This is a genomic window from Solitalea lacus (assembly GCF_022014595.1).
GTDB lineage: Bacteria > Bacteroidota > Bacteroidia > Sphingobacteriales > Sphingobacteriaceae > Solitalea > Solitalea lacus.
In genome coordinates, this window is record NZ_CP091740.1 from 2,371,885 (window position 1) to 2,387,938 (window position 16,054).

Below are 16,054 nucleotides of genomic sequence, written 5' to 3' on the forward strand. Positions count from 1 at the left end.
CTTTTTCTGTTACAATGAATTTAAAATTAAAACGTCCTCTCGCTTTCTTTGATCTTGAAACCACTGGAGTAAATGTTGCATCCGATCGCATTGTAGAAATTGCAATTTTGAAGGTGATGCCAAATGGCTCTATTGAAATGAAAACTCGGAGAGTTAACCCTGAAATGACAATTCCAATAGAATCTTCGCTAATTCATGGAATTTATGATGAGGATGTTAAAGATGAACCAACATTTAAGCAGGTTGCTAAAAGTTTAGCTCAATTTTTAGAAAACGCCGATTTAGGCGGTTATAATTCTAATAAGTTTGATGTTCCGCTTTTAATGGAAGAGTTTTTACGGGCAGGAGTGGAGTTTGATATTGAAGGGCGTAAGCTGGTAGATGTTCAGAACATTTTTCACCAAATGGAGCAGCGAACCTTAAAGGCTGCTTATAAATTCTATTGTGGTAAGGAAATAGAGAATCATCATTCCGCCGAAGCTGACATTAAAGCTACCTATGAGGTTCTTTTGGCTCAGCTTGTGAAATATAAAGATGTAGAATATGAAGATAAAGCGGGAAATAAATCTATTCCTGTAGTTAACGATGTTGATGCACTACACAAATTTACATATGTGCGTGATGTGGTTGACTTTGCTGGAAGAATGATTTATGATGAGCAAGGAAAAGAAGTATTCAATTTTGGGAAACATAAAGGCAAACGTGTAGATGATGTCTTCTCGTTTGAACCTACTTATTATGATTGGATGATGAATGGAGATTTTCCGTTGTACACCAAGAAAAAACTTACTGAGATACGACTGAGAAACGCATTTAAGAAAAATAAATAGTTAAAGCAAAAGGCTCATTGTAACACACTTTGAGCCTTTTGTTTTATGTAGTAATTAATTTCTAAAGGTTAATTAGGAAGCTTTTCAAAAATATTCATAATTAGTTCTTCATTGATTGGCTTAATGTAAAAGCCTGCAACATCTGAATATTGCTTGGCCTTTATCTGATCTTCTTCTTGTATTGAAGATGTTATCAGGAAAATTGGGATTTTTTTGTTAATCCAAGGGCTTAATTTTTGGAATTCATCTAAAAAACTCCATCCATCCATTATTGGCATATTAATATCAAGCATAATTAAATCGGGGAGTTGCCCGCTGTCATCGGTAGAATTTTTTAAGTATTCTAAGGCTGTATTGGCATCAGCGAATATTTGGGTGTTTTTAGCCAGAGAACGGGCCTTAGCATAAGTTTTTATGATAAATTGGCAAATTCTGTCGTCGTCAATGATGCATAAGTTGTCAATGATTTTCATGGTAATTAAAGATGAGCGTGAATTTTATTCCGAAAGTTTCATTACTTTCTGCAAATATTTTACCACCCATTGCTTCAACATGTTTTTTAGTTAGAAATAACCCTACTCCTTTGGCATCTTTATTTTCATGAAATGTCTTGTGAAGACCAAATAAATTCCTCGAGTTACGTTCAAGATTTATCCCTTTTCCATTGTCAGAAATCTCCATAATTTCCAGATTATCACGTGAGTAAGTTCTTAATTTAATTATTAATTTTCGTTCATCGGAGCGATATTTTAATGAATTGGACAGCAAGTTTTGTAAGATACTTTTCATGTAAGAACCTGAATATTCAATCTCTTCTAGCTCGAAATCGGTGGTTAAATCAAAATCAAAATCCTTCACTTTTCCCAAAAGATTCACTAAAACTGCATTGAAAATTTCCCTAAATCGAATCCGTTCTTTTTTTAATTCTGATCTTTCTTTTATATCCAGTGCTGTTCCAATAGTATTAATGGTATCTAAAAGACTATACGTTAAATTTCTAAATTGTTCTGAAAATACATCAATTTGTTCTTTTGAATCAACAACACCTGAATCATTTAATTCGAGCAATCCGATCATGCTGCCAACGGGAGCCCGCAAGTTATGTGAAATTAAATAAGCGAATTCATTTAGTTGCTCGTTTTGATATTTGAGTTTGGAGATCAGGTTCTCCTTAATTTTTATCTGTTCCTCCAGTTCTGAGAGTGCTTTTTTCTGGGAGTCAATATTTCTAACCAGGACTAGGTAATATTCAAATACATCATCTTCATTGAATTTAGCTTGTGATGCTATCTCTACCCAGATTCTTGTTCCATTCTTTTGCAATAGCTCTTTTTCATAGGTAAAGTGGGATTTTTCCTTGTTTAGCAATTTTTCATAGTGGCTTATTGTTAGTTCTTTATATTCAGGAGCCGAAAACTCCTCCCAATAAGTACCCACCAATTCCCGACGAGTGTATCCTAGTATATCAGCAAATTGTTGATTTAATTCAAGCAAATAGCCATGTCGAGAGAAGGCAACACCTATTAATTGGGTGTTAAATAATGTATTTAACTTATTGTCTTCCCAGACCGATTTGTTAAAAAGAGCTTTAGATGACTTCATGTTTCCAATAAATTAGTTTCAATTTAGTCAAACTAAAGCAATAAGTATACAAAATTAGTAGAGTATTGTTGATAAAAACGTTTATGTGTATTAATTGCTGTAAATCAATGTATTAAATTTTTAAAAAAACTAGTTGGATGGGTTATTCTTGGTAGTTGGTTAGAAAGTCTATATTCCGTTGTAAACCTGAAAGTTTGGTGCGTTTTACTGCTGATTTTTTAAATACTTTTTTAAAAAGCTCATCAGTAATTTCAAGCCAATCATTTTTTTTTAGACCTAAAAGATCAGGATGAGGATTAAATGCTGGTTCACTGTGAGTTACTGAAAATCTGTTCCATGGACACACATCTTGGCAAACATCGCAACCGAACATCCAATTATCCATCTTTCCTTTAAATTCAGAAGGAATTTCATTCTTAAGCTCGATTGTTAGGTATGAAATACATTTACTACCATCTACAATATACGAAGAAGTTATGGCCTGAGTAGGGCAAGCATCAATGCATCGGGTACACCGCCCACAATGATCGGCAATAGGATGGTCATATTCAAAATCAAGGTCAACAACGAGTTCAGCCAAAAAGAAAAAGGAACCGCGCTTTTTGCTTAAGATATTACTGTGTTTTCCCATCCAGCCTAAGCCGGCTTTTTGAGCCCAAGCTTTATCCATTATAGGCGCTGAGTCAACAAAAGCTCGTCCATTTACTTCCCCTATGTTTTCGTTTATAAAGTGAAGTAGCTCTTTCAATTTATCTTTAATTACAAAATGATAATCAGTGCCATATGCATATTTAGAGATTTTAGGAGCTTCAAGATCCGTTTGTGCCGTATCATTAAAATAATTGAGAGAGAGGGAAATGACCGATTTGGCGCCTTCAACAAGCTTTCTAGGGTCAAGTCGCATGTCAAAATAGTTTTCCATATATTTCATTTCGCCATGTTTGCCCTGACTTAGCCAGGCCTCTAACCGAGGAGCCTCGGTCTCCAGAAATTCGGCCTTGGCCATACCGCAATGCAAAAAGCCCAAACGTTTCGCCTCAGCTTTTATTAATTGCGTATATTTTTCCTTCAATGTCATTTCTGCACAAAAATAATGATGTTTTATAAACCGCCCTCAAAACTTTTGCACGAGAAATGAAAAATAGTTTGAAAATGATTTTTTTAGTTTTTATATTTTCATTGTAATTGTAATTAGGGAGGAGGGAGGTGTATAGAAACATCAGGCCGATTTAGCTCAGCAGGTAGAGCGTCTCATTCGTAACGAGAAGGTCGCAGGTTCGAAACCCGTAATCGGCTCAAAAAGCTTCATTTAAAGAAATGTAAAAACCGGAAGATCGTTTTTCTCCCATGTTTTTATTTCCAACACCGTAATCAAACCTTAGGGTCATACGCGAGTGCGGTTCAAACATGTACCTAAAACCTCCGCCATAATTGGGTTTGAAATCATTAAAACTAAAATCACCGTTATCAAATACTAAGCCTGTTCCAATAAATCCGGCAAAGCTCAAACGTGATAACGAAAACCAACCATGGTCTTTTTGTTTCCCCCATGGTCTATATCGAAACTCTCCCTGGGTGGCAAGCATGTTTTTATCTCGAAATCTACCCGTATAATATCCGCGTAAGATCTGATCTCCACCAATATATGGCAAATAATAAAATGGAGCTTCATCTCCTTGGGTGGTTTGATAAACTAAATGAAAGCCTAAAACTTTGGTTTTATCCAAGCTAATGAGATGTCTTGCATCTAAATTAATCATGCTAAAATGGTATCCGCTAACACCCAAACTTGTCCATCCAACTAGCTGTAAAAAGCTCCCTTGAGTCGTTGAGTTTTCATAGTTTCTATCATCATAAGCGCCACCAATGCCAATTGACATACTTGTACCTCCTTGTTTACCATTGAAATCTCCAGTAGTAAATATTCCTGTCGTATCATCGGGTTTGTAAGTATCATCCTGAAGCCAAAGCCCGATACCTCCATACAGATTTTTACGAAGCTTATGTTTAGCCATACCAGTAAACTTATACCTTGTTGACACAATTAGGTCTTCATCGCTTTGCTTTGTGTCGTTTCCAATTCCGTAGAAAAAAAATGGAAAGTCAGTATAACTAGCAAAACTATTAATATTCAACTTGTTTAGTTTTGTCCAAATACTACCCTGCAAAATTATTTGTGTCTGTTTTTTAGCAGTCCACATGTTAAAACTGTAAGCATAAGAATTACGTGTGGTAGTTGGATCAGGGGCTAGAAAAAAGGTATATATGACGCCTACCCCGTATTGAAATCCTGTTTCTGGTGCGTTGCCAATAACCGGAAAAGGAACCAATTGATTTTTGGGTTTTCCAATACTATCAACTTGTTGAGAAAATGCTGGCCCAACAAGCATGCTAAAAAATAAACAATGAAAGCAAGCTTGATAAATGTGTCTCATCAGATCTTATGTTATCATAAGATAAGTTTTTTAACACAAAAATCAGAAGCGGGAGCAAAATTACCTTGTTAGTATACTCTCTTGTCTAATTTTTTTCTGCAGTTCTATAATGCCGCCTATTAATGCTTCCGGACGTGGAGGGCAACCTTGAACATATACATCAACAGGGATAATGCGGTCAACGCCTTTTACCACGTGATATCCATGCTCCCAATAGGGCCCGCCACAATTTGAACATGAGCCCATTGAAATTACATAACGTGGTTCCGGCATTTGTTCATAGAGGCGCTTTATTCGCTCGGCCATTTTAAAAGTTACCGTTCCGGCAACTATCATAACATCGGCTTGGCGTGGAGAGGGACGGGGAAAAACCCCTAAGCGATCCAAATCATAATTGGCAGCCATCGAACCCATCATTTCAATAGCGCAACAAGCTAAACCAAAACTAACTGGCCATAGCGAAGACAAACGAGCCCAATTAAGCAAATCATCGAGCTTGGTTATAACAACACCATTACTTTCAACCTTATTTATTAATTGTTCCATTAGTGTTAACGCTATTCTTATTCTTTGGGTTGATCTTCAGTTTTATTAATTAAAGCTGCTTTAAAGCGAGGTTTGTACCCTGTGGCAGGTTTAACTTCATTTTGTTTTTCTTCCTTTTCGGCAATTTCTGAAGAAAGATCTTTCTTTATTTTTGGTAAATCATCCTTAGTTGAGGTGGTTGAATCAGAAGCATCATTTTCCGCTGCTTTTATTACAAGCTGTGGTTTAAATTTGGGTTTATATGGTGCCGCATTTACAACTTCTTCATTGTTTGCCGAAGATTCATCCTTTGCATTGGTACTACTTTCCCTATTTTCTTCAGTTTGTTCTTTTTTTAATAACTGAGGCTTGAACTTGGGTTTATAAGCAACTTTCTCCTTTTCAGTTTCATTAGTCGCCATTTCATTATCGGTATTACCTTGTTCATTGGTTACTTCATCAGGTTCTTTAGCAACAACTCTTGGTTTAAATTTAGGTGTATAAGCAGGCTTAGCTTCAACATTAGCAGATTGCCCATCATTTGAAGTGTTGGTGTCTTCTACTGATTTCTTTGCCAGTTGTGGTTTAAATTTAGGTTTGTACGCTTCTTTTTCCTCTATTGGTGAATCTTTAAATTCACTTATAAGATTCAAATTTTCAGTTTCATTGTTTGCTGACGTAGCTGTTTTAGGTTTGAATTTAGGTTTATAGGAACCTATGCCATTTTCTGAAGATTCTGCTACAGTAGCTTCCTTTGCCTGTTTTTCTTCTACAGCCAGTTTGTTCAGTACATTTTCTTCCGTATCAATTAAATTCCACTTAAAAGGTTTTACCTTGTAAGCTTGGTTGTTTATATTTTGATATAGTTGTATGGGTACTTTTGACTCAACAACAGGGATGATGGGTTCAGGTTTAATCCATTCCAAGTCTCCTTTTTTCCATACATAAACCAATCCAACCAATAAAATGGCAATAAAAATAGCCATTTCAAAAAAGCTTAGCCAACCCCATGCCGGTACTGCAGCTATTAATTCTTTATTTCCGAATACTGTAGCCCATGGAAAGAGGAATATCATTTCAACATCAAAAAGCAAAAACACCAGTGCTATAACATAAAATCGCATATTAAATTGTATCCACGAATTCCCTGTTGGGTTTTCGCCACATTCGTAAGTAGTTAACTTTTCCGGATTAGGTTTATTAGGACTTATTAACTTTGACATGAAAAGAGTCACCAAAACGAATCCTGTTCCTAAAAGTAGGAATAGTAAAATCGAACCGAATGCTGATATTTGTGTGCTTTGATGCATAAAACAAAGTTAAGGTATAAACCTGAGAAAAACAGCTTGTGTTTTAATAAAACCATTTTAAATGATGGTTTAAGTAGATTACTAATGCTGTTTTAATATTAATATTAATTAAATAACTGATTATTAGATAGTTTATATGTCGGTAAATTCGACTTTAATTTATAACAACCTTGATGCCGTTATTTTGGGAGCAGGGGCTTGCGGATTGATGTGTGCCGTACAAGCAGGATATTTAGGAAAAAAGGTGCTAGTTCTGGAGAAAAATGCAAAAGTTGGCGCAAAAATTTTAATATCAGGAGGAGGAAGGTGTAATTACACTAACTTGTATGCCTCAAATCAAAATTTTATTTCTGAAAATGAACATTTTAGTAAATCGGCCTTTGCGCAATGGACTGTTCAGGATACAATTGGTTTCTTTGAAACATATGGCATTTATGGACAGGAGAAAACATTAGGTCAATTATTTCCAACTACCAATAATGCGCGAGATGTTGTAAAAGTATTTACCGATTTATGTGCTGATTTTGGTCAGGATATTTTATGCAATGCAGAAGTGCAAAGTATTAATCGCAATGAATCTGGGTTTATTGTTGAATTTAAAGACCTTATAACTAACCGAATTCATTTTCTTAATGCACCAAAGGTAGTTGTGGCTACTGGTGGATTACCAATTCCCAAAATGGGAGCTACTGATTTTGCGCTAAGACTGGCCCGCCAGTTTGATGTAAAACTTACTTCCACTGCACCTGCCTTAGTTCCTCTTACTGTTACAGGAAAAGATCATGAATGGTATCAGCAACTTTCCGGTACAAGTATATTTAGCAGAGTATCTAACGATAAAATAAGTTTTGAAGAAAATATTTTGTTTACCCATTGGGGGCTAAGCGGTCCAGCAATCCTTCAAATTTCATCTTATTGGCGTGCAGGGGAACGAATTAATATTGACTTGTTGCCAAGTGCCAACATCCTTGAATTACTTGATGAAGAACGCTTACTTTCTGGTAAGAAACTTTTGGCTTCTTTTCTTGAAAAATACTATTCTCGGAAGTTTGTTGAGGCAATGAAAAAATATTTGCCTATTGAAAAAAATCTTGCTTCCTTATCTAAAAATGATCTTTCTTTAGTTGAACAACTGATTCATAATTTTACAATTAAACCTGCTGGTGACAAGGGTTATGATAAAGCGGAAGTGATGCGGGGAGGAATTGACACTGCCGAGCTTTCATCAAAAACACTTGAATGCAAAAAAGTTGAAGGCTTGTTTTTTGGGGGTGAGTGTATAGATGTAACTGGTTGGTTAGGAGGGTATAATTTTCAGTGGGCATGGGCTTCGGGTTATGTTATTGCACAAAATATTTAATGCTTTGGGAATGCTATGTTTCGTCCGAATAAAACAGATTTTATAAATATTCACTCGCATTTTAAACCAAGAGAAGGGGAATGGGTGTTGCGAAATGCCTTTCAAAAGCTAATGCCAGATATAATTAGGCAGTTACCCTATGCTGTTTCTGTTGGTGTTCACCCATGGCATGTAGAACAAAAAAATTGGGATGGAGTCTTCTTCAGGCTAAATCAATGCTTAAAGCTTCCCAATGTTTTAGCACTGGGTGAAATTGGTTTGGATCGTTCATCAAAAGTACCCTTTGGTATTCAACGGCATTATTTCGAATCACAATTAGCTTTTGCAGAAAGATTTAAAAAGCCTGTTATAATTCATGCAGTTAGAACTTACACAGAGTTTGTTCCATATCTTAAAGAAACTAGTCTGCCATTTATATTTCATCATTTTACAGGAAATCACCATGAGTTGGAGCAATTGTTAAAGTATAATTGTTGGTTTTCTTTGGGTAAATCACTGATCTATCCCCAACAGAAATCTTTAGAAGTGTGCAAATTAGTTCCAACCGAGAAGTTTTTTTTAGAAACTGATACAGTGAATATTTCAATTTCAACTGTATATGAAAGAGCTGCAGAAGTAAAGAATATTAGTATGATAGAGTTAAAAGAGAATGTTTTTCATAATTTTGCCGCCGTTTTTGGAACGTCGGATGAAATCGGCGTAACCGTTTAAATCAGTATTTGTACAAAAATGGAAGTACCTTATTGGATGAGTCGCACCAACTTACTATTGGGCGAAGAAAAGATTGAGAAATTAGTTAACGCTCATGTGTTAGTTGTTGGTTTGGGTGGCGTTGGAGGAATTTGCGCAGAAATGATTGCACGTTCAGGCGTTGGAAAAATGACAATTGTAGATGCCGATATAGTTGATCCGAGTAATCGTAACCGTCAGATTCCGGCTACTAAAAGTACCGAAGGTAAATTGAAAGCCGAGGTTTTAGCTGATCGTATTCGCGATATCAATCCTGAAATAGATTTAACAGTACTTTGTGAATATTTGCGTGATGAACGTATGTTTGAAGTACTTGATAGCGTCAATTTTGATTATGCAGTTGATTGTATAGATACACTTGCTCCTAAACTCTTTTTTATTAAAGGTTGCAAAGAGCGTAATATTCCGTTAGTAAGCTCAATGGGAGCTGGTGGGAAAGTTGACCCAACCCGAGTTAGAGTAGTTGACTTGTTTGAAACCTATAATTGTACACTTTCAAAACATGTTCGTAAACGCTTACGCCAGATGGGGGTAAAAGAAAACGTAAAAGTGGTTTGGTCTTCTGAGGATATTGATCCAAGTCGCGTGATACCAACCCAGGGAACCAACAAAAGTTCAATAATTGGTACAATCTCTTATATGCCGGCCGTTTTTGGATGTACCGTAGCGTCAGTTGTAATCAGAGATCTGTACAATAAATAAATATAACACATTCAATGTTTTATATTTATCAACAAAAGCAATAATTGATATGGCTACTGTAATTAAACAACCTTCTGTTATTGAGGCAGCTGGTAATAAACCTAAAATTATAAAAGAATTTATTGGTAAGGTCAACTCCAATACTGATTCACTGAGTATTGCCAAAATGGAAAGTCCTTCTGGTTGGGTTGAGCCTGGTCAAACTCCAGATTTTGATGAATATACATTGGTTTTAAAAGGGATGCTTAGGATTTCCACCAAAAATGGAGTTTATGATGTAAATGCTGGTGAGGCCATCATTACTCATAAAGGAGAATGGGTTCAATATAGTACTCCTGGTACAGAAGGAGCGGAATACATTGCCGTTTGCTTACCAGCATTTTCAATGAATACAGTCAACAGAGATAAATAAATACTAATTAAATACAGTTTCTGTTTTTATTCTTTAGTTGTTGATTTTTTTTAACCGCAGATTAACTGATTAATCGGATGTAAAACCGCTTAATTAGATCTCTGCGGTTTTCTTTTTTGATATTCTTATCTTCGCTCAAATCTTTTTAAATCTTATGAAGAAATTTTTTGTAGCTGTGGCGTTATTGGCTTCCTCGCAAATGATGGCGCAGAACCGTTTGACTCCAGAACTTTTAATGAAACTTGGCCGTGTGTCGGAGCCACGAGTATCTCCCGATGGTAAATCAGTGATTTATAATGTCAGAAATATGGATATTGCTGCTAATAAGGGTAATTCTGACATTTTCATTGTAGATATAAATGGTCAAAACGCACATCCTATTGCCAACGAGCCAGCTAATGAGGTGAGTGCTAAATGGCGTCCCGATGGAAAGAAAGTTGGTTACATTAAAGATGGACAGGTTTGGGAAATGAGCCCGGATGGATCAGGAAAAACACAAATTACCAGTGTGGAAACAGGAATATCAGGATTTGGATATTCTCCAAAAATGGGGTTCCTTTGGTTTACTTCCGATGTTAAACTTGATAAAAATCCTGCTGAACTTTATCCTGATTTGCCGAAGGTTGATGGCGCACGTATTATTGATGGTTTATTCTATCGTCATTGGACCGAGTGGCATGATTATGCATACAGCCATGTTTTTGTTGCCAATTACGCCGACGGGAAGGTTAGCAATATAAAAGATGTAATGGCCACTGAGCGATTTGATGCTCCTTTACAGCCTAATGGTGGTGAAGAACAATTTGCATTTAGTGCTGATGATAAAAAACTAGCTTATACTTGCCGAAAACTTAATGGCACTGCCGAGGCATTAAGTACAAATTCAGATATTTATATTTATGATTTAACCTCTGGTACTACTGATGATGTAAGTGCTTTTAATAAAGGTTATGACATCAATCCTCGTTTCTCGCCTGATGGAAAAAAAATACTGTGGTTAAGTATGGAGCGTGATGGATATGAGGCCGATAAAAATCGCATTTTGGTTTACGATATTACCACTAAAAATTACACTGACGTAACTAAACATTTTGACAATAGTGCTTCAAAGGCCGAGTGGGATATGGATAGCCAGCGTATTTATTTTATTGCCGGTATTGAAGCTACAGAACAAATCATGTTGTTCGATCCTAAATTAAGATCGATGAGTCAGATTGTGCCACTAACAAATGTCGTTGCAGACATAACCGACTTCGACTTTACTTATGTGAATAAAAAGCCGGTGATGGTTACAGCCATGATGAACATTTCTTTACCTACCGAAGTGTTTACACTAGAACTTGGTAAAAAGCAATTAACACAAATTACCAATACTAATTCAACTGCTCTTTCTGCTATAAAATTGGGTAAAGTAGAAAAACGCATGGTAAAAACTACCGACGGAAAAGACATGCTGGTTTGGGTAATTTTACCTCCTGACTTTGATCCGAATAAGAAATATCCAGCATTATTATATTGCCAAGGTGGACCGCAGAGCACAGTAAGTCAGTTTTTCTCGTATCGTTGGAACTTTCAGCTTATGGCTGCAAATGACTACATTATAGTTGCGCCAAACCGTCGTGGATTGCCATCTTTCGGTCAGGCTTGGAATGAGGAGATTTCCGGCGATTGGGGTGGTCAGTGTATGCGCGATTATTTAAGTGCAATTGATGATGTTGCCAAAGAATCATATATCGATAAAAACCGGTTGGGTGCGGTCGGTGCTAGTTTTGGCGGTTATTCAGTATACTGGTTGGCTGGTCATCACCAAAAGAGGTTTAAAGCATTTATTGCGCATTGCGGAGTGTTTAACCTTGAATCTATGTATGGAACTACAGAAGAAACCTGGTTCCCTAACTTTGATTTAGGCGGTGCATATTGGAAGAATCCTCAGCCTAAAGCGTATTCACAGTTCTCACCGCATAAATTTGTACAAAATTGGGATACACCAATTTTAGTAATCCATAATGAAAAGGATTTACGGGTCCCTTTGGGACAAGGAATGGAGGCCTTCTCAGCAGCTCAGCTACAAAATATTCCAAGTAGATTTTTGTATTTTCCTGATGAAGGACACTGGATTACCAAACCACAAAACAGCATACTGTGGAATAGGATATTTTTTGATTGGCTTGATAAATATTTGAAGAAATAGACTGTAAGATTATAGAATAAAAGCTCCAGGCATATCGTCCGGAGCTTTTTGCTTCACAATGGGCTATAACAAATAAATACATAACAATTAGGTCCTTAAAATTGGTTGATTGTATTTGAACTTAGAATTATAATATTGATATATTAGTTAAATTTTTTGTACTAAATAGTTTTTATGAAGAGACCTCTACTTGGCTTGTTAACACTGGCTTTTGCAACCAGTGGTGCATTTGCACAATCTCCTTCCTTTAAGTTTATTGATAAGTCCAACATGGACACACTCGTTCGACCAGGTGATAATTTTTATCAATACGCAAATGGAGGATGGCTGAAGAATAATCCAATTCCTTCAACAGAAACTCGTTGGGGAAGCTTTAATCAGCTTATAAAAAAAACGAATGATAACCTGAAAACGTTGCTTGCTGAAGCTGCAGTAAAGAACGCAAGTTATGGTAGTAATAGTCAGCTTGGCGGTGATTTCTATGCAAGTGGGATGGATTCAGTGGAAATTGAAAATGCAGGCATTACACCAATTGCCAAACAACTGGAAGCTATTGCCGGTATTAGCAATGCAAAAGAGCTATTGACCGTAATATCCGATATGCATAAAATGGGTTATTCACCGGTATATACTTTTTTTATCTATCAAGATGATAAAAACAGTTCACAGGTAATATCTCAATTATCTCAGGGTGGCTTGGGTTTGCCTGACAAAGATTACTATTTTAATGCAGATGATAGAAGCAAAACCATTCGTTCAGAATATCTTAAACATTTAGTGAATATGTTTAAGATTTTGGGTGACGATAATAAAACTGCCTCTAAAAATGCCGAAGCGATAATGAAGATTGAAACTACATTAGCTGGAGCATCGATGACCCGTGTTGAACAACGTGACCCCAATAAAATCTATCATAAAATGAGTCTTAAAGATCTTCAGGCTTTAACTCCAATGTCTAATTGGAAGGAGATACTGAATGATTATACGGGGAAGGAGATTTCAGAAGTGCTGGTTCGTCAACCTAATTTCTTTAAAGAATTTGACACTCAGCTTATAGCTACATCTTTAAACGATTGGAAAGCCTATTTAAGATGGAATGTCATTCATTCTGCAGCTCCTTATTTACACACTAAAGCAGTAAATGAAAACTTTAATTTTTATGGGAAAGTTTTGACTGGTCAGAAAGTAATGAAACCAAGGGAAGATAGGGTAGCTATAGTGGTTGACGGTTCAATAGGTGAGGTATTAGGTCGTTTATATGTTTCAAAATATTTTAAACCACAAGCCAAAGAGCGGATGCTTGCCTTAATAAATAACCTTGCATCAACTTATGAAGATCGAATTAAACGATTGGATTGGATGGGTGAGCAAACAAAGCAAAAGGCGTTGGTAAAACTGAATGCTTTTATTCGCAAAATTGGTTATCCTGATAACTGGAAAGATTATTCACAGGTTCATATAAGTCGTACTGCTTTTTATGCTAACGTGGTTGAATGTAATAAGTATGATTTTAAAACGATGGTTGAAAAGCTGGGCAAACCGGTAGATAAGAATGAGTGGATGATGTCTCCGCCAACAATTAATGCATATTATAATCCTACAGTTAATGAAATTGTGTTTCCTGCTGGAATTTTACAGTTTCCTTTCTTTGATTTCGGAGCAGATGATGCGGTAAACTATGGAGGAATAGGTGCTGTAATTGGTCATGAAATGACACATGGGTTTGATGATGAAGGCCGTCAATATGATGCTGAAGGTAATTTAAAAGATTGGTGGACTCAGGAGGATGCTGATAAATTTAAGGAACGAGCAAACAGGGTAGTTGAACAGTACAATGGCTATACAGTTTTGAATGGAATGAATGTTAACGGGCAACTTACTTTAGGTGAAAACCTTGCCGATCTGGGAGGCTTAAATATAGCCTATGAAGCTTTTAAAAAGACTCCTCAAGGAAAAAGTACTGAATTAATTGACGGATTTACGGCTGATCAACGATTCTTCTTATCGTGGGCTCAAATATGGCGTTCAAATATTAGAGATGAAGCCCTCGCTCAACGTATAGTGACGGATCCTCATTCTCCGGGTATATATAGGTGCAATGGACCTTTAATAAACATGAAAGAGTTTTTTACTGCTTTTGGAATTAAAGAAGGTGATTCTATGTGGAAGGCCGAAGCAGAAAGAATCAAAATATGGTGATTTTAATAATGAAGAGGGATGGGTAACCATCCTTTCTTTTTATAAAATTTAATTGAGTTTGTTTATAATTAATTACCTTACAGCTTAATATTTACACTTTTTATTATGAAAACACAATTGCTTTTATTAGGATTTAGCTCTATTTTATTAATTTCATGTGGTAGTAATAAGTCAAAAACAGCAACAGATGCTGATTCAACAATGCATGATCACATGCATCATGAGTCAACAGAGGCAAAAGTGGATACAACTGTAATCAAAGCAGGTCAGGAAGTTTATTTTGTTAATTTAACTGATGGTCAAAAGGTAAATAATCCGATTAAAGTTGAAATGGGAGTGAAAGGGATGACTGTTGAGCCAATTGGTGCTGTTAACGCCGACAAGGGACACCATCATCTTATAATTGATGGTTCATATACTCCCGCTGGCACCACTGTTTCTGCTGATTCAACTCATATTCATTTTGGTAAAGGCCAAACGGAAACTGAGCTTACTTTAAGCCCAGGTAAACATACACTTACATTGCAGTTTGCAAATGGAATGCATGCATCTTATGGCCAAAGAATGAGTAAGACCATTACTGTTGAAGTCAAATAGGTTTATATTTATTATTATTCTTTAAAATATACAAGGCCGTTTACAACGGCCTTGTATATTTTAATTAAGCTTCTTCTTTAAAGAACAACTTATAGTAATTTAATCCGCTAACTTCATCAAAACCTTTTTCAATCATATCTGCACGCCCATGAATGTATACGTGAAAATTTTTATCAAGCTTTAAAATACTTTTGAAAACTTTAGCCTGCTTTTTAAAAGCTTGGTTCGAAATATCAAATGAATCAGGTAGTGTCATTTCATAATTCGTTTCAAACTGTTGCTTATATTCTTTAAATGACTCTATTACAGCTGGTTGTGTGATGATTTCTTCCGTAAACTCATCAAAATCAAATGTCTCCTTCTCCTTAAAATAATTCGCCGATTTATTCAATAATTCAATTTGATCAGCTCGGCTAACTTCAAAATTTTCTGTTAACTTTTTATTAATGAAAGAAGTGCAGAGATCCACATAGTTTTCAGTTTGCAAGTATGAATCTTCACGTCGCTTTACCTTGAGGAAATCGTCTTTCCAATAAACAGCCTCATTTTGCTTACTTAATGTATCAATAATACTTACCCGATAACCATGTTCTTTATCGATATTAAAGATCAAACAGCCCTTATCAAGTTTACTAATATTAATACCGTCTTCATAGTTGACTTCATAGTTCTCATCATTCAAGTAAACTTTTAAGTAAGTTTCCTTTGTTTCAGACTTAAAAATACCGATCGCTTCCACTTCTTCACCATCAATTAAGCATTTATTGAAGTAAGCTATATATAATTCACCACCTTTAATCTTGGGGTGAGTGGAGTTATCGTAAAGATGCTTGGCAATATGAAAAGATTGTTCTTGAAAAGTGCTTTGATCTTCAAAAATGCGAGAGATATAAACATAAATATCGTTGAGGGCTAGTTCAACGGCATGATATAAGTGATAATATTCGGCATTATTTGTAAATGGTTGAATAAAATAACTGATTAAAAGTCTGCTTATATCTTCATTACTTAAATCAATTGGTGCTTTTGAAAATACTAAAGGCTCATCTTTGCTAGGATTTCCAACTTTATGGATGGTAAGGTATTGCAGGTCATTTACGTCGGCAACGTGTATCATTAATAATTACAGTTTTAAGATCTG

General features: G+C 35.9%; 14 protein-coding genes, 1 tRNA gene and 1 pseudogene. 9 read left to right on the forward strand and 7 right to left on the reverse strand.

Annotation, left to right across the window (positions count from 1 at the left end; translation table 11 throughout):
* Positions 1-14: 14 nt before the first annotated feature.
* Positions 15-827: pseudogene (locus tag L2B55_RS10050) on the forward strand (exonuclease domain-containing protein); the annotation flags it as partial.
* A 71-nt stretch (positions 828-898) separates the two neighbouring features.
* On the opposite strand, the gene L2B55_RS10055 reads toward L2B55_RS10050, so the two are convergent.
* The 3 genes from L2B55_RS10055 to queG form a co-directional block, all read right to left on the reverse strand.
* Complete coding sequence (locus L2B55_RS10055; RefSeq protein ID WP_237844630.1) at positions 899-1,303, reverse strand: response regulator; 405 nt, start codon at positions 1,301-1,303, stop codon at positions 899-901.
* Positions 1,290-2,432, reverse strand: a complete 1,143-nt coding sequence (locus tag L2B55_RS10060; protein WP_237844632.1) for a sensor histidine kinase — start codon at positions 2,430-2,432, stop codon at positions 1,290-1,292. The genes L2B55_RS10055 and L2B55_RS10060 overlap by 14 nt, the downstream gene beginning before the upstream one ends.
* A gap of 142 nt (positions 2,433-2,574) precedes the next feature.
* Positions 2,575-3,510, reverse strand: coding sequence for a tRNA epoxyqueuosine(34) reductase QueG (queG, locus tag L2B55_RS10065; protein ID WP_237844644.1), 936 nt, complete (start codon positions 3,508-3,510; stop codon positions 2,575-2,577).
* Positions 3,511-3,655: 145 nt separating this feature from the next.
* Between queG and L2B55_RS10070 the strand changes: the two genes are divergently transcribed.
* Positions 3,656-3,728 (forward strand) — tRNA-Thr (locus L2B55_RS10070).
* On the opposite strand, the gene L2B55_RS10075 is transcribed toward L2B55_RS10070, so the two are convergent.
* The 3 genes from L2B55_RS10075 to L2B55_RS10085 form a co-directional block, all read right to left on the reverse strand.
* Entirely contained in the window at positions 3,728-4,822 is a 1,095-nt protein-coding gene (locus L2B55_RS10075; protein ID WP_237844646.1) for a BamA/TamA family outer membrane protein, read from the reverse strand. The two genes, L2B55_RS10070 and L2B55_RS10075, sit on opposite strands and share 1 nt — an antisense overlap.
* A gap of 105 nt (positions 4,823-4,927) precedes the next feature.
* Entirely contained in the window at positions 4,928-5,413 is a 486-nt protein-coding gene (locus L2B55_RS10080; protein WP_237844648.1) for an NADH-quinone oxidoreductase subunit B, read from the reverse strand.
* 17 nt (positions 5,414-5,430) lie between these two features.
* Entirely contained in the window at positions 5,431-6,702 is a 1,272-nt protein-coding gene (locus L2B55_RS10085) for an NADH-quinone oxidoreductase subunit A (protein WP_237844655.1), read from the reverse strand.
* Between the two features lie 136 nt (positions 6,703-6,838).
* On the opposite strand from L2B55_RS10085, the gene L2B55_RS10090 reads away from it, so the two are divergent.
* From L2B55_RS10090 to L2B55_RS10120, 7 genes are all read left to right on the forward strand, one after another.
* Positions 6,839-8,062, forward strand: a complete 1,224-nt coding sequence (locus L2B55_RS10090; RefSeq protein WP_237844663.1) for a BaiN/RdsA family NAD(P)/FAD-dependent oxidoreductase — start codon at positions 6,839-6,841, stop codon at positions 8,060-8,062.
* 111 nt (positions 8,063-8,173) lie between these two features.
* Positions 8,174-8,773 carry a TatD family hydrolase gene (locus tag L2B55_RS10095; protein WP_237844669.1) on the forward strand — a complete coding sequence of 200 codons (600 nt, stop codon included), beginning with the start codon at positions 8,174-8,176 and terminating at the stop codon, positions 8,771-8,773.
* Between the two features lie 18 nt (positions 8,774-8,791).
* The gene (locus L2B55_RS10100) at positions 8,792-9,514 is read left to right on the forward strand and encodes a tRNA threonylcarbamoyladenosine dehydratase (protein ID WP_237844677.1); all 723 of its coding nucleotides are present in this window, start codon (positions 8,792-8,794) and stop codon (positions 9,512-9,514) included.
* Positions 9,515-9,563: 49 nt separating this feature from the next.
* The gene (locus tag L2B55_RS10105; RefSeq protein WP_237844685.1) at positions 9,564-9,926 is read left to right on the forward strand and encodes a cupin domain-containing protein; all 363 of its coding nucleotides are present in this window, start codon (positions 9,564-9,566) and stop codon (positions 9,924-9,926) included.
* A 154-nt stretch (positions 9,927-10,080) separates the two neighbouring features.
* Complete coding sequence (dpp5, locus tag L2B55_RS10110) at positions 10,081-12,117, forward strand: dipeptidyl-peptidase Dpp5 (protein WP_237844687.1); 2,037 nt, start codon at positions 10,081-10,083, stop codon at positions 12,115-12,117.
* A 174-nt stretch (positions 12,118-12,291) separates the two neighbouring features.
* Positions 12,292-14,316 carry a M13 family metallopeptidase gene (locus L2B55_RS10115; RefSeq protein WP_237844694.1) on the forward strand — a complete coding sequence of 675 codons (2,025 nt, stop codon included), beginning with the start codon at positions 12,292-12,294 and terminating at the stop codon, positions 14,314-14,316.
* A gap of 105 nt (positions 14,317-14,421) precedes the next feature.
* Positions 14,422-14,913, forward strand: a complete 492-nt coding sequence (locus L2B55_RS10120; RefSeq protein WP_237844701.1) for a DUF4399 domain-containing protein — start codon at positions 14,422-14,424, stop codon at positions 14,911-14,913.
* Between the two features lie 64 nt (positions 14,914-14,977).
* Here the strand turns inward: L2B55_RS10120 and L2B55_RS10125 are convergent, their stop codons facing one another.
* On the reverse strand, positions 14,978-16,030 hold the full coding sequence (locus L2B55_RS10125) for a nucleoid-associated protein (protein WP_237844709.1): 1,053 nt from the start codon (positions 16,028-16,030) through the stop codon (positions 14,978-14,980).
* Positions 16,031-16,054: the final 24 nt, after the last annotated feature.

Coding starts and splice junctions, on each gene's coding strand:
- L2B55_RS10055 (WP_237844630.1), bottom strand. CDS start 1,303: ATGAAAATCATTGACAACTTATGCATCATTGACGACGACAGAATTTGC.
- L2B55_RS10060 (WP_237844632.1), bottom strand. CDS start 2,432: ATGAAGTCATCTAAAGCTCTTTTTAACAAATCGGTCTGGGAAGACAAT.
- queG (WP_237844644.1), bottom strand. CDS start 3,510: ATGACATTGAAGGAAAAATATACGCAATTAATAAAAGCTGAGGCGAAA.
- L2B55_RS10075 (WP_237844646.1), bottom strand. CDS start 4,822: ATGCTTGTTGGGCCAGCATTTTCTCAACAAGTTGATAGTATTGGAAAA.
- L2B55_RS10080 (WP_237844648.1), bottom strand. CDS start 5,413: ATGGAACAATTAATAAATAAGGTTGAAAGTAATGGTGTTGTTATAACC.
- L2B55_RS10085 (WP_237844655.1), bottom strand. CDS start 6,702: ATGCATCAAAGCACACAAATATCAGCATTCGGTTCGATTTTACTATTC.
- L2B55_RS10090 (WP_237844663.1), top strand. CDS start 6,839: ATGTCGGTAAATTCGACTTTAATTTATAACAACCTTGATGCCGTTATT.
- L2B55_RS10095 (WP_237844669.1), top strand. CDS start 8,174: ATGCCAGATATAATTAGGCAGTTACCCTATGCTGTTTCTGTTGGTGTT.
- L2B55_RS10100 (WP_237844677.1), top strand. CDS start 8,792: ATGGAAGTACCTTATTGGATGAGTCGCACCAACTTACTATTGGGCGAA.
- L2B55_RS10105 (WP_237844685.1), top strand. CDS start 9,564: ATGGCTACTGTAATTAAACAACCTTCTGTTATTGAGGCAGCTGGTAAT.
- dpp5 (WP_237844687.1), top strand. CDS start 10,081: ATGAAGAAATTTTTTGTAGCTGTGGCGTTATTGGCTTCCTCGCAAATG.
- L2B55_RS10115 (WP_237844694.1), top strand. CDS start 12,292: ATGAAGAGACCTCTACTTGGCTTGTTAACACTGGCTTTTGCAACCAGT.
- L2B55_RS10120 (WP_237844701.1), top strand. CDS start 14,422: ATGAAAACACAATTGCTTTTATTAGGATTTAGCTCTATTTTATTAATT.
- L2B55_RS10125 (WP_237844709.1), bottom strand. CDS start 16,030: ATGATACACGTTGCCGACGTAAATGACCTGCAATACCTTACCATCCAT.